Source organism: Mangrovibrevibacter kandeliae (assembly GCF_024519155.1).
GTDB classification, from domain to species: domain Bacteria; phylum Pseudomonadota; class Alphaproteobacteria; order Rhizobiales; family Rhizobiaceae; genus Mangrovibrevibacter; species Mangrovibrevibacter kandeliae.
Genome location: NZ_JANIFJ010000002.1, coordinates 300546 through 313511, shown reverse-complemented (window position 1 = coordinate 313511; position 12966 = coordinate 300546). Strand labels below are relative to the sequence as shown.

The 12966-nt window shown below is 68.8% G+C and carries 10 protein-coding genes; 8 read left to right on the top strand and 2 right to left on the bottom strand.

Going from position 1 to position 12966, the window contains the following annotated elements:
- Positions 1–73 precede the first annotated feature (73 nt).
- Together argE and NPA30_RS07755 are read right to left on the bottom strand one after the other, a co-directional pair.
- Positions 74–1234, bottom strand: a complete 1161-nt coding sequence (gene argE / locus NPA30_RS07760) for an acetylornithine deacetylase (protein ID WP_256802007.1) — start codon at positions 1232–1234, stop codon at positions 74–76.
- Position 1235: 1 nt separating this feature from the next.
- Positions 1236–2210: a LysR substrate-binding domain-containing protein gene (locus tag NPA30_RS07755; protein ID WP_256802003.1), complete on the bottom strand. Its 975-nt coding sequence runs from the start codon at positions 2208–2210 to the stop codon at positions 1236–1238.
- 160 nt (positions 2211–2370) lie between these two features.
- Here NPA30_RS07755 and NPA30_RS07750 point away from each other — a divergent pair, with 160 nt between their 5' ends.
- From NPA30_RS07750 to NPA30_RS07715, 8 genes are all read left to right on the top strand, one after another.
- A complete protein-coding gene (locus NPA30_RS07750; protein WP_256802000.1) occupies positions 2371–3981 on the top strand; it encodes an ABC transporter substrate-binding protein in 1611 nt (536 codons plus the stop codon).
- A gap of 97 nt (positions 3982–4078) precedes the next feature.
- Positions 4079–5056: an ABC transporter permease gene (locus NPA30_RS07745; protein ID WP_256801999.1), complete on the top strand. Its 978-nt coding sequence runs from the start codon at positions 4079–4081 to the stop codon at positions 5054–5056.
- Entirely contained in the window at positions 5053–6000 is a 948-nt protein-coding gene (locus NPA30_RS07740; protein ID WP_256801997.1) for an ABC transporter permease, read from the top strand. Before NPA30_RS07745 ends, NPA30_RS07740 begins: the two co-directional genes overlap by 4 nt.
- Positions 5997–6989 (top strand): ABC transporter ATP-binding protein, encoded by a 993-nt coding sequence (locus NPA30_RS07735; RefSeq protein ID WP_256801996.1) that lies wholly within the window; start codon positions 5997–5999, stop codon positions 6987–6989. Before NPA30_RS07740 ends, NPA30_RS07735 begins: the two co-directional genes overlap by 4 nt.
- Positions 6983–7999, top strand: coding sequence for an ABC transporter ATP-binding protein (locus tag NPA30_RS07730; RefSeq protein ID WP_256801995.1), 1017 nt, complete (start codon positions 6983–6985; stop codon positions 7997–7999). The genes NPA30_RS07735 and NPA30_RS07730 overlap by 7 nt, the downstream gene beginning before the upstream one ends.
- A 46-nt stretch (positions 8000–8045) precedes the next feature.
- Positions 8046–9473: a M20 family metallopeptidase gene (locus NPA30_RS07725; RefSeq protein ID WP_256801993.1), complete on the top strand. Its 1428-nt coding sequence runs from the start codon at positions 8046–8048 to the stop codon at positions 9471–9473.
- Between the two features lie 114 nt (positions 9474–9587).
- Positions 9588–10793: a M20/M25/M40 family metallo-hydrolase gene (locus NPA30_RS07720; protein WP_256801990.1), complete on the top strand. Its 1206-nt coding sequence runs from the start codon at positions 9588–9590 to the stop codon at positions 10791–10793.
- A gap of 690 nt (positions 10794–11483) precedes the next feature.
- Positions 11484–12929 carry a PRC-barrel domain-containing protein gene (locus tag NPA30_RS07715; RefSeq protein ID WP_256801987.1) on the top strand — a complete coding sequence of 482 codons (1446 nt, stop codon included), beginning with the start codon at positions 11484–11486 and terminating at the stop codon, positions 12927–12929.
- Positions 12930–12966 lie beyond the last annotated feature (37 nt).

Genomic DNA, 12966 nt, shown 5'->3' with positions numbered 1-12966 from the left:
TGCCGGCACTTCTCCCCGGAGGGGAGAAGAAGCGGTGTCTGCGAGGCTGCGCGTTCCTGAGTCGGCTGGCTGCTCAGCCCTGCCGCGCCCACTCCACCAGCCGCTGCATGAAGCGGTCGCAGGCGTCGAGCTGGGCAATCTCGATGTACTCGTCGGCCTTGTGCGCCTGCTCGATCGAGCCGGGGCCGACGATGGCGGTGGGCACGCCCAGCATCGCGTGGAAGCGGCCCGCCTCGGTGCCGTAGGCGACCTTGGAGTGGCCGTTGCTTTCGGCGAGGCGCTTGGCGAGCACGGTGACGTCGGCCTCGGGCGCCGTCTCGAGGCCGGGGAAGCCGGCGAAGACGTCCACCTCGATGCCGGCCTCCGGCGCGACGTCCTGCATTTCCGCCTCGAGCTCGCGCGCATAGGCCTGGAGTTCGTCGACGAGCGCATCGGCGTCCTCTCCCGGCATCACCCGGAACTCGCAGTCGAGGCGGCAGCGGTCCGGCACGATGTTGAGCGCCGTCCCGCCATTGACCACGCCGGTGTGGGCGGTTGTGTAGGGCACGTCGTAGGCGGCATCAACGACGCCCGCCTCAGCGAGGCGGCGGGCGATCTCGCGCATCCGCACGATCAGCAGCGCGGCATAGTCGACGGCGTTGACGCCCTGCGGCGCCAGCGACGAGTGGCAGGTGCGTCCGCGCACGGTGACGCGGATCGAGCGCTTGGCCTTGTGGCCGATCACCACCTGCATCAGCGTCGGCTCGCCGACGATGCAGAAGGCCGGCTTCACCGGCTCGTCCTGCAGCACCTCCAGCAGTCGCTTGACCCCGACGCAGCCGACCTCCTCGTCGTAGGAGAAGGCGAGGTGGATCGGCCTTGCGAGATCGGCCGCCACCATCGAAGGCACCGCCGCCAGTGCAGCGGCGAGGAAGCCCTTCATGTCGCAGGATCCCCGCCCGTAGAGCCTGCCGTCGCGCTCCTCGATGCCGAAGGGATCGCTCGCCCAGTCCTGCCCGTCGACCGGCACGGTGTCGGTGTGGCCCGACAGGATCAGGCCCGGCACGTCCTTCGGCCCGATCGTCGCCCAGAGGTTGGCCTTCGCGCCGGTCTCGTCGTAGACGCGCCGGCTCTCGACCCCGTAGCGGCCGAGAAAGGCCTCGACGTGGGCGATCAGCGGCAGGTTGGAGTCGCGGCTCGTGGTGTCGAAGCCGACGAGGTCGGCCAGGATCGCACGGGTCGTCGGGATGGGCATGTCAGTCTCCGTCATTGTCGCTCGTCTCGTGCGGCAGGCCGTCACCGGGTTCGATGCTCGCGCGCGTCGCCTGGATGAAGGCGAGCGTCGCGGCTGACGGTGCCTGCCCGGCCGGCAGCAGGAAGTTGGTGCGGTAGGGGATGCTCGGCTCGAAGGGACGGGCGACGATGCCGCTCCCCAGCTGGTGGACGATCGGGAACGGGTTCATCACGGCGATGCCGAGGCCTTCGCGCACGAACTCGGCCGCCGAGACGCTCGTCGCCGTCTCGATCACGACGCGCCGCCGCACGCCGGCGCGCTCGAACACGCGGTCCACCGCCGCGCGCGCCGAATGGCGGCGCGTGAGGGCGATGAAGTTCTCGTTCTCCAGATGCTCCGGGCGGATGGTGACGAGGTCGGCGAGGGGATGACGGGCCGGCAGCACGCAGATGCCGGAGGTTGCCAGCAGAAGCTCGGGGCGGATCCCCTCGTGCGCCGTCTGCGCGTCGGTCAGCCCGACGTCGTGCTGCCCCTCGGCGATGCTGGTGATCAGGCTGTCCGAGGAGATCACGTCGAAAACGATGTCGAGCTTCGGGTTGTGCTTGGTGAAGGCGGCGATCCGGGTCGGCAGGAACCGGTGGGCGATGGTCGGCGGCGCGACGATGCGCAGCTGGCCGCTATGCGTGCTCGGTTCGGGTTCAGACCGGTCGGCGATGCGCGACAGGGCGGCGAAGACCGGCCCCAGCTGTTCGCTGATCGACAGCGCCTCGCCGTTCGGGATCAGGCGGTTGCCGGCGCGCTCGAAGAGCTGCCGCCCGAGCTGAGCCTCCAGCTGGCCGAGGGCGCGGCTGACGGCCGGCTGCGACATGCCGAGGCGTCTGGCCGCCACGGTGGCCTTGCCGGTCTGCACCAGCGCACGGAGCACCTCGAGCTCGCGAAGGGTGAAGCCGGTACGGCGCCGTTCCGGCCCGGAGGGCGCCGCCGCATTTTTCAGCATGTGAACCTTTTGATGCAGAGGCGTGCAACAAGTATGTGCAATGCACATAGAGAAACCGTGTTGACATTCATTTAGCGCATAATAGCGTGCTTGCCAACGCCGGCGGGCCTTCCGGGTCGCCGCCGGAACACCGGACCATGCACCAAGAGAGGCTCGCCCGATGACCGCCAGACCAGCCCTTCTAATCGCCACGCTGCTTGCCGGCAGCACGCTCGCCACGGCGGCCGGCGCAGCCGACCTCACCATCGGCCTGAAGTCCGAGCCGACCTCGATGGATCCGCAGTTCCACAACCTCGCCACCAACACCCAAGTGCTGGAGAACATCTTCGAGGGCCTGACGAAGCAGGACGCAGTACAGCGCCTGCAGCCGGGCCTCGCGACGACGTGGGAGGCGGTCGACGACACCACCTGGCGCTTTACCCTGCGCGATGGCGTCAAGTTCCAGAACGGCAGCGCCTTCACGGCGCGCGACGTGCTCTACACGCTCTGCCGTCCGCCGCTGGTCGAGAACTCCCCGTCCTCCTACACGATCTACACCGGCGACATCGTCGATGCGTCCGCCGCGGACGATCACACCGTCATCATCAAGACCGAGGCGGCGAACCCGCTGCTGCCGACCAACATGGCGAGCCTGCCGATCCTCTCGGCCGACGCGCTGGGCGCCGAGAAGACCATCACCTACAAGCCCAAGGGCGAATGCGAGGGGCTCGGCGAGGTGCCGCAGTCGCCGGCCTTCAACGCGCCGGAGGTGGCCGTCGGCACGGGGCCGTACGAGCTGAAGGAGTTCACCCGCGGCAGCCAGCTGGTGCTGACGAAGTTCGACGGATACTGGGGCGACGCCCCGGCCTGGGATACCGTGACGATGCGTCCGATCACCAGCGACGGGCCTCGCGTCGCGGCCCTGCTCGCCGGCGACGTCGACATGATCGAGTCGCCGCCGATCCAGGACATCCCGCGCATCAAGGACGCCGGCTTCAAGATCGTCGACGCCCTGTCGAACCGCATCATCTACCTCCACCTCTACCAGCAGGACGACAAGGCGCCCTCCATCGAGGGCACGGACGGCAAGAACCCGCTGCTCGACAAGCGGGTGCGCGAGGCGATCTCGCTCGCCATCAATCGTCCCGCGATTGTCGAGCGCATCATGGGCGGCTATGCCGTCGCCGCGGGCGAGCTGCTGCCGCCGCCGATGTTCGGCACCAATGGGCGCGACGCCGACACCTACGATCCGGACAAGGCCAAGCAGCTGCTCGCCGAGGCCGGTTATCCCAACGGCTTCACCATCACCCTCGGCACGCCGAACGATCGCTACATCAACGACGAGAAGGTGGCGCAGGCGATCGCCCAGATGCTGACCCGCATCGGCATCAAGACCAATGTCGACGCGATGACGGCGAGCCAGTTCTTCTCGCGGCGCAACGCCCTCGACTTCCCGGTCTACCTCGCCGGCTGGGGCGCCGCCTCGGGCGAGATGTCCTCGCCGCTGAAGTCGCTGGTGGCGACCTACGACAAGGCGACGGGGATGGGACCGACCAATGCCGGACGCTATTCCAACCCGGACATGGACAAGGTGCTGATCGAGGCGATGTCGACCATCGACGACGCCAAGCGCGAGGACCTTCTGAAGAAGGCCGAGGGCCTGGTGCTCGACGACTACGGCATCATCCCGCTGCACTACGAGCAGACCGTCTGGGCGATGAAGCCGGCGCTGAGCTACGAGGCGCGCGTCGACCAGTACACCATCGCCGCCGAGGTGAAGCCGGCGCAGTAAAAGGCAGGCCTCCCGGCGACGGCTCGCCGGCGGGAGGCCTCGATCGAGCAGCTTCGAGGGGCCGCGCGGGCGCGGCCCGCAGCCCCTGGAGGGCGAAATGATCGTCTATCTGGTGCGCCGTCTCGGCCAGAGCCTCATCGCCGTCGCGGCGATGGCGATCCTGGTCTTCGTCGGGGTCTACGCGATCGGCAATCCGGTCGACATCCTGATCAATCCGGAGGCGACGCAGGCCGAGATCGCGGCGACGACGCACCGGCTCGGCCTCGACCGGCCGCTCCTGGAGCAGTTCGGCATCTTCGTCTGGAACGCCCTGCACGGCGATCTCGGCCGCTCCTTCGTCTACGGCCGGCCGGCCATGGAGATCATCCTGGAGCGCCTGCCGGCGACGATGGAACTGGCGCTCGTCGCGCTGATCCTGTCGGTCGGCATCGGCGTGCCGCTCGGCGTCCTCGCCGGCCTCAAGCCGAACTCGGTCGGCGGCCGCTCGATCATGGCCGGCTCGATCCTCGGCTTCTCGCTGCCGAACTTCTGGCAGGGGATGCTCCTGATCCTCGTCTTCGCGGTGCTGCTCGGCTGGCTGCCCGCGGGTGGGCGCGGCGAGACGGTCGACCTCCTCGGCGTCCGCGTGTCCTTCCTGACACTCGACGGGCTGAAGCACCTGATCCTGCCGGCGCTGAACCTCGCGCTGTTCAAGATGTCGCTGGTGATCCGCCTCGCGCGGGCCAACACCCGTGAGGTCGCGCTGCAGGACTACGTCAAGTTCGCCCGCGCCAAGGGCCTGTCGACCCGCCGGGTTGTGCTCGTCCACATCCTCAAGAACATCATGATCCCGGTCGTCACCATCATCGGCCTCGAGCTCGGCTCGATGGTCGCCTTCGCCATCGTCACCGAGACGGTGTTCGCCTGGCCGGGCATGGGCAAGCTGCTGATCGACTCGATCAACCTCCTCGACCGGCCGCTGATCGTCGCCTACCTGATGTTGACGGTCCTCATCATCGTCGGCATCAACCTCGCCGTCGACGTCCTCTACTCGGCACTCGATCCGCGGGTGCGCCTGTCGGAGGTGAAGGCATGAGCGGCGAGACGATCGTCGGCGCGCTCGAGCCGAAGGCGGACATTGCCGAGCCCGCCAAGCCGGCACGGGTCGACAGCCCGCTCAAGCGCCTGGCGCAGGACTTCTTCGCCGACCGTCTCGCCGTGTTCGGCCTCTGCCTCTTCGTGGTGATCGCCTTGATCGCGATCCTGGCCCCCTGGATCACCCCGCAGAACCCGTACGATCTCGCACAGCTGGACATCATGGACGGCGGCCTCCCGCCGGGCGAGACGAGCTTTGCGACCGGCGGCACCTACTGGCTTGGCACCGACCAGCAGGGCCGCGACATGCTCTCGGCCATCGCCTACGGGCTGAGGATCAGCCTCGTGGTCGCGCTCGTCTCGCTCGCCTGCGCCATCGTGGTCGGCGTCGCGGCGGGCGTCGCCGCCGCCTATTTCGGCGGGCGGACGGACTCGCTCATCATGCGCGTGGTCGACCTGCAGCTGTCCTTCCCCGCGATCCTCATCGCGCTGATCCTGCTCGCGCTCCTCGGGCGCGGCGTCGACAAGGTCATCCTCGCGCTCGTCATCGTGCAGTGGGCCTATTACGCCCGCACGGTTCGGTCCTCGGCGATCGTCGAGCGGCGCAAGGACTACATCGACGCCGCGCGATGCCTCGCCCTGTCGCATCGGCGCATCATGTTCCGCCACCTCCTGCCGAACTGCGTGCCGCCGCTGATCGTGGTCGCGACCGTCCAGATCGCCCAGGCGATCGCGCTCGAGGCGACGCTGTCCTTCCTCGGCGTCGGCGTGCCGATCACCGAACCCTCGCTCGGCCTCCTGATCTCCAACGGCTACGACTACCTCCTGTCCGGCCGCTACTGGGTCAGCCTGTTCCCCGGCGTCGCGCTGGTGGTCACCATCATCGCCATCAATCTCGTCGGCGATCGCCTGCGCGACATCTTCAATCCGCGGCTGCAGTCATGACGCTTCTTCAGGTTCGCGATCTCGCGACGCATTTCTTCACCCGTGACGGCGTCGCGAAGGCGGTCGACGGCGTCAGCTTCTCGCTCGACCGGGGCGAGATCCTCGGGCTCGTCGGCGAGTCCGGTTCGGGCAAGTCGGTCACCGGCTTTTCGCTGATCGGCCTCGTCGATCCGCCGGGCAAGGTCGTCTCGGGCCAGATCCTCTTCGACGGCGCGGACCTCGTGGCGGCCGGCGAGGCGACGCTGCGGCGCCTGCGCGGCAAGCGCATCGCGATGATCTTCCAAGATCCGATGATGACGCTGAATCCGGTGCTGCGGGTCGACACGCAGATGATCGAGACGGTGCTGGCGCACGCGCCGATGTCGCGCCAAGCGGCGCGCGAACGCTGCCGGGCGGCGCTCGCGGCGGTCGGCATCTCCTCGCCGGACGAGCGGCTGGAGAGCTATCCGCACCAGTTCTCCGGCGGGATGCGCCAGCGCGTGGCGATCGCCATCGCGCTCCTGCACGAGCCGGATCTGATCATCGCCGACGAGCCCACGACGGCGCTCGACGTCACCATCCAGGCGCAGATCCTCTCCGAGGTGCAGGCGCTCTGCGCCCGCTCCGGCACGGCGCTGATCTGGATCACCCACGATCTCGCCGTCGTCTCCGGTCTCGCCGACCGGCTGGCGGTGATGTATGCCGGCCGGATCATCGAGACCGGCGACACCGCCGAGGTGATCGCTCGACCTCTCCACCCCTACACGCGCGGGCTGATCGACTCGGTGCCGCAGGGCAAGCGCCACGGGGCCCCGCTCGCGCAGATCCCGGGCATGACGCCCTCGCTTCTCCGGCTGCCGGAGGGCTGCAAGTTCCGCCCGCGCTGCCCGCGCGCCGACGCCGCGTGCCTCGTCGAGCCGGCGCTCGCCGAGCTCCTGCCCGGCCGACGCGCCCGCTGCGTTCATCCCTATCTCGAAGCGGCCGAGGAGGCGCTCGCCGCGTCATGCTGACCGACACGCCCATTCTCGAGATCGACGCGGTCTCCAAGCGCTTCGTCACCGAACTCGACATCGCCGAGCGCACCGCGCGCCTGCTCGGCTCGAAGGTCGAGCCGCTGACGGTGCATGCGGTGGACGGGGTGCGGCTTTCGGTCCGCAAGGGCGAGGTGCTCGGCCTCGTCGGCGAGTCCGGCTGCGGGAAGTCCACGCTCGGGCGCATGGTCGCCGGCCTGATGCCGCCAAGCGAGGGGCAGATCCGGTTTCGGGGCCGGGACGTTGCAGCGCTTCGCGGCGCCGAGGCGCGCGAGGCGGCGCTGAAGATCCAGATGGTGTTCCAGGACCCGATGTCCTCGCTCAACCCGCGCCTCAGGGTCGACGAGATCGTCGGCGAGGCACCGCGCGTCCACGGCATCGTCTCGCGGCGCGAGCAGGACGGCTATGTCGACGACCTCCTGAACCGGGTGGGGCTCGACCCCACGACCCGCAAGCGTTACCCGCACCAGTTCTCGGGCGGCCAGCGCGCCCGCATCGGCATCGCCCGGGCGCTGGCGGTGAAGCCGGACTTCATCGTCTGCGACGAGTCGGTCGCGGCCCTCGACGTCTCGATCCAGGCGCAGATCCTCAACCTGTTCATGCGGCTGCGCGAGGAGCTGGATCTCACCTACCTGTTCATCAGCCACGACCTCGGCGTCGTCGAGCACATTTCGGACCGCATCGCGGTGATGTATCTCGGTCGCCTGGTCGAGCTCGGCGCGGCCGAGGACGTGCTGCGCCGGCCGAACCATCCTTACACCCAGGCGCTGGTCGCCGAGATCCCGACCTTCGAGACGAAGAAGAAGGCCTTCAATCCGATCAAGGGGGAGATTCCCTCGCCCCTGAAGCCGCCCACCGGCTGCCACTTCCACCCGCGCTGTCCGCATGCCCACCAGCGCTGCATCGTCGAGCGGCCGGCGCTGAAGGAGATCGCTCCCGGCCGCCTGTCGGCTTGCCATCTCAACGACGAGGCCCGCGCCGCCGCCTGAGCGGCCCGGATCGACTGCCGAACCGAAGACCCCGAGGACACACGTGATGCACAATTCCGAACCGATCTGGGACCACGTCGAGGCGCGCCGCAAGGCCTACGAGGACCTCAGCGACCGCATCTGGTCGATGCCCGAGCTCGCCTACACCGAATTCCGCTCCTCCGCCGAACACACGGCGATGCTGAAGGACGAAGGCTTCGCCGTCACCGAGGGCCCGGCCGGCATTCCGACCGCGGTCATGGGCGAGGCCGGCTCGGGCGGACCGATCATCGCCTTCCTCGGCGAGTACGACGCGCTGCCGGGTCTCAGCCAGGAGGCCAACATCGCCGAGCCGAAGCCGCTGCCCGGCAACGGCTTCGGCCATGGCTGCGGCCACAACATGCTGGGCTCGGCGGCGCTGCTCGCCGCCACCGCGATGAAGAACTACCTCAAGGAGACCGGCCAGCCCGGCACCGTGCGCTACTACGGCTGCCCGGCGGAAGAAGGCGGGGCGGCCAAGGCCTTCATGGTGCGCGCCGGCATCTTCGACGACGTCGATGCCGCGATCACCTGGCATCCGGCCTCGCTGACCCGCGTCGACGAGGCGCTGTCGCTCGCCAACACGCGCATCGACTTCACCTTCACCGGGCGCGCCAGCCACGCGGCCGCGGCGCCGCATCTCGGGCGCTCGGCGCTTGACGCCGTCGAGCTGATGAATGTCGGCGTCAACTACATGCGCGAGCACATGCCGTCCTCGGCGCGCATCCACTACGCGATGATCGACGGTGGCGGCATCGCGCCCAACGTCGTGCAGGGCCGCGCCAAGGTGCGCTACGCCGTGCGCGCGCTCGACATCCACGGCATGAAGGCGCTCAACGAGCGGGTGATCAAGATCGCCAAGGGCGCGGCGATGATGACCGAGACCGAGGTCGAGATCAAAATCCTCTCGGCCGTCTCCAACCTTCTCGGCAACACGCCGATGGAGGAGACGATGTTCGCCAACATGCAACGGCTCGGCCCGGTCGCCTTCGACGACGCCGACCGCGCCTTCGCCGCCGAGATCCAGGCGACGCTCAGCGAGGAGGACATCGCCAGCGACTACAATCGCTGCGGCGTCGAGCCGAAGGCCGACCAGCCGCTCTGCGACTTCATCGTGCCGCTCGACCAGGTCGGCGAGCCGATGATCGGCTCCACCGACGTCGGCGACGTGTCGTGGAAGGTGCCGACCGTGCAGGCGCGGGTCGCCACCCACGCGATCGGGACGCCCGGCCACTCCTGGCAGATCACCGCGCAGGGCAAGGCCGGCCCGGCCTACAAGGGCCTGACCTGGGCCGCGAAGGTGATGGCCGGCACCGCCGTCGACCTGTTGAAGGACCCGGCGCTGCTCGAGCAGGCGAAGGCCGACCATCAGGCGCGGCTCGCCAAGAAGCCCTATCTCTGCCCGATCCCGCCCGAGGTCGATCCGCCGCTGCAGCCGCGCCCGGCCGGCGTCTGATCGAGACGCCGTGGCCTGCGGAGCCGCGGGCCCGCATTTGCCAGTGCGTTGCAAACCGCCGGGCGGTGCCGAAGGGCATCGGCCGGCGATCCCATGTCCAGAAGGCCAAATTTCATGAGTGCTTCCATCGACGCCATCCTCGCCCATCCCGGCTTCCAGCGGGCGCAGGGCCTGCTGCGTGACGGGCACGATCGGCTGGTGGACGAGATCATCGCGCTGACCGAGATCCCGTCGCCGCCCTTCAAGGAGGAGCGCCGGGCCGAGGCGTTTCGCGCCATGCTGGCCGAGGCGGGGCTCGATGCGGCGCTCGACGGGATCGGCAACGTCCTTGCGCTGCGCAAGGGACGCGGCAACGGCAATGTCATCGTCGCGGCCGCCCATCTCGACACCGTGTTTCCGGAGGGCACCGACGTCACCGTGCGCCGCGAGGGCACAAAACTCTTCGCGCCTGGCGTCGGCGACGACACGCGCGGGCTCGCCGTCCTGCTCGCGATCGCCCGGGCGCTCGACGCGGCCGGCATCGAGACCGAGCACGACATCCTGTTCGTCGGCGACGTCGGCGAGGAGGGCAAGGGCGACCTGCGCGGCATCCGCCATCTCTTTGCCGAAGGCGCCTGGCGCGAACGCATCAAGGCCTTCTTCACGCTGGACAGCCCGAACATGGAGGAGCTGGTGACGCGGGCCGTCGGCTCGCGCCGCTACCGTGTCGCCTTCAAGGGGCCGGGCGGCCACAGCCTGATGGCCTTCGGCATCGTCAACCCGGCCTATGCCCTCGGCGAGATGGTCGCCGGCATGTCGAGGCTCGAGGTGCCGAAGGAGCCGCAGACCACCTTCTGCGCCAGCGTCTTCGGTGGCGGGACGTCGATCAACGCGATCCCGGAGGAGGTCTGGGTCGAGGTCGACCTGCGCTCCACCGATGCAGGCGAACTCGCGTGCCTCGATGCCGCCCTGCACCGGCTGATCGAGCAGGCGGTGGCCAACGAGAACGCCCGCGCCTCGACGGCCAGCGGTGAAATCACGGCGGAGGCGAAGCTTCTCGGCGACCGGCCGGCCGGGCAGACGGCGCCCGACAGCGCCATCGTCACGGCCTCGACCGCGGCGTTGGGCGCCTTCGGCTTCGAGGTGAGCCATGCGGCGTCCTCGACCGACGCCAACATTCCGATGAGCCTCGGGATCCCCGCCGTGAAGATCGGCACCGGCGGCACCGGAGGGCGGGCGCATTCGGTCGAGGAATGGATCGACGTCGAGCCGGAGGCGAGCCTGCGCGGCCTCTCGGCGACGCTCGCCGCCATCCTCGCGGTGGCGGGGCTCGCCGACTGACGCGCGGCAGGGGGTCGGAGCAGCTCGCGTCCAATCCCGGGTGACGATACGGCGCGGCGCGCTTCAAGCGTTCCGCCGCCGCCGCGCCTCCGGATCTTTCCTCGCAAGCGTCCAGCACCCTAGACGCACGAAAGGCCGCTTCCGTCTCCGGAAGCGGCCCCGTGAATTCTGCCTGCCGGCGGTCTCAGACCGTCGTCGGCCTCATGTTTCAGACGAAGGCGCGGAGGCTGCTCCGACGCACCGTTGAGACACACAGACCCAGCCGGCATTCAAATCCACTCGACATTGGATCACCTCCTTCCGCTTCGTTGAACACATCAAGAGTATGGGGCTGAAGAACCCATGGCGCAAGAGCTCTATGCTGCGTTGCGCCAGTTCCGCGCGAAGCGGGCGGTCGCGGCCGCGAGGCGAGAGCGGTGTGCTCCGAACAGTCCATGCCATGCCTGTATTTCTTTCCCTCGCCGGCAGAAGGAGAAAGATCTGTGTCCGTCCGCGTGCAGGCGACGCGCTTGGATCAACACATAGATGAAGAACAAAAATATTGGCTGCGACGTGTATTGGCATGAAACAATCGGTGTTGTGTCGGATTGAACAACCGAGCCACGACGCAGGGGCGATGCGGGCCGATCTACAGGGATCGTCTGCGCCTCTGCGTTCGAACATTTGTCAAAGCCCCGAAAGGAGACGAGAATGAACAACCGTTCGCTCTGTTTCGCCGCCCTTCTGGCAACCACCACCGCCACGGCCCCCGCGGCTCTCGCACAGACCAGCACGTCGGATGCTGCTGCGACCCCGGCGGCGGCCACCGACACGAATACGAATGCGTCGGCGCAGTCCGGCCGGACCGCAGCCGGCACGGCCGGGAACGACCGCGCCCAGATGCGGCAGGCGATGCGTCAGCAGATCCGCCAGGCGAGCCGGCAGATCCAGAACGACCGCCTCAAACAGGCCGAAGCCACGATCAACAGCGTCGTGTCGTCGCTGGCCGAGTCGGGTCTTCCCGAGGGCGATCGTCGCACCGTGATCCGCACCCACCTCGTCGCCGCCCGCGACGCGATCCAGGACGACATGGCCCGCGAGGCGCGTCAGGCGCTGCGTGCGGCGCAGCGCGAGCTGCGACGTTCGAACGGAGCGGCTGGCCGGTCGGCCGAGGAAACCGCCAGCAACTTCGTCGTTCAGCCCCAGTCGCCGCAGATCCGGGTCGACATGCCCGAGCCGGACGTGCGCGTCCAGCAGCGCCAGCCGCAGGTCTCGGTGAACCAGCAGCAGCCGCAGATCAGCGTGCATCAGCCGGCGCCGCGGGTGACGGTGGACATTCCGCAGCCGGAGATCACCGTGCGCATGCCGCAGCCCGATGTCGCGGTGAACCAGCGCAAGCCGCAGGTCGAGGTCGAGCAGGGTCAGCCGCAGGTGTCGGTCGCCCGCCAGGGCAATGCGACCGTCCGCGCTTCGCAGCAGCCCGACGACGACCGGGCGCAGGTGGAGGTGCAGTCCTCGGGTCAGGCCGATGTCACCGTGCGCACCCCCGACCGGCAGCCGCAGGTCCGCTATCAGCGGGACGAGGCTGAGGTGACGGTCAACCAGCCGCAGGGCGAGCCGCAGGTTCGCTACGAGACGTCCGGCGACCGTCAGGCTGCGGACAATCAGCCGACGTCACAGGACCGGCAGGCTGCGGCCGGGCAGAGCCGGGACCGGCAGAGCCAGGACGGGCAGAACAACCGTCGTGTGGCAGCGCGGATGAACTCCGATGCGTCACAGCCGGCGAGCGGGCGGGCGGCCAATGCCGCCGACGATTCCGGCAATCGCGCGGTGTCGGCCAATGCGGGGCAGCAGATCCAGCGCACCGTCGGGCAACTGCTCGATTACGACATCGTCGGCGAGAACGGCAACACGCTGGGCGACGTCGAGGAGATCGTGCGCGTCGACAATCGCCTCTATGCCGTGATCGCATCGGGCGGCTTCCTCGGCCTCGGCGAGAAGGAGGTGGCGATTCCGCTCTCCTCCCTGGTGGTCGATGGGACGACCTTCCGCGCGCCCGACATCTCCGAGGCGCAGATGGACGCGCTCAACGAGTATGACGCAGACCGTTATCGCGAGGTCGGTGACGACCAGGCGGTGACGCTGGGCGCCGTGTGACTGCAGAACGCATGATCGGAGGGCCGGCTGCCAAGCC

Coding starts and splice junctions, on each gene's coding strand:
- argE (WP_256802007.1), bottom strand. CDS start 1,234: ATGCCCATCCCGACGACCCGTGCGATCCTGGCCGACCTCGTCGGCTTC.
- NPA30_RS07755 (WP_256802003.1), bottom strand. CDS start 2,210: ATGCTGAAAAATGCGGCGGCGCCCTCCGGGCCGGAACGGCGCCGTACC.
- NPA30_RS07750 (WP_256802000.1), top strand. CDS start 2,371: ATGACCGCCAGACCAGCCCTTCTAATCGCCACGCTGCTTGCCGGCAGC.
- NPA30_RS07745 (WP_256801999.1), top strand. CDS start 4,079: ATGATCGTCTATCTGGTGCGCCGTCTCGGCCAGAGCCTCATCGCCGTC.
- NPA30_RS07740 (WP_256801997.1), top strand. CDS start 5,053: ATGAGCGGCGAGACGATCGTCGGCGCGCTCGAGCCGAAGGCGGACATT.
- NPA30_RS07735 (WP_256801996.1), top strand. CDS start 5,997: ATGACGCTTCTTCAGGTTCGCGATCTCGCGACGCATTTCTTCACCCGT.
- NPA30_RS07730 (WP_256801995.1), top strand. CDS start 6,983: ATGCTGACCGACACGCCCATTCTCGAGATCGACGCGGTCTCCAAGCGC.
- NPA30_RS07725 (WP_256801993.1), top strand. CDS start 8,046: ATGCACAATTCCGAACCGATCTGGGACCACGTCGAGGCGCGCCGCAAG.
- NPA30_RS07720 (WP_256801990.1), top strand. CDS start 9,588: ATGAGTGCTTCCATCGACGCCATCCTCGCCCATCCCGGCTTCCAGCGG.
- NPA30_RS07715 (WP_256801987.1), top strand. CDS start 11,484: ATGAACAACCGTTCGCTCTGTTTCGCCGCCCTTCTGGCAACCACCACC.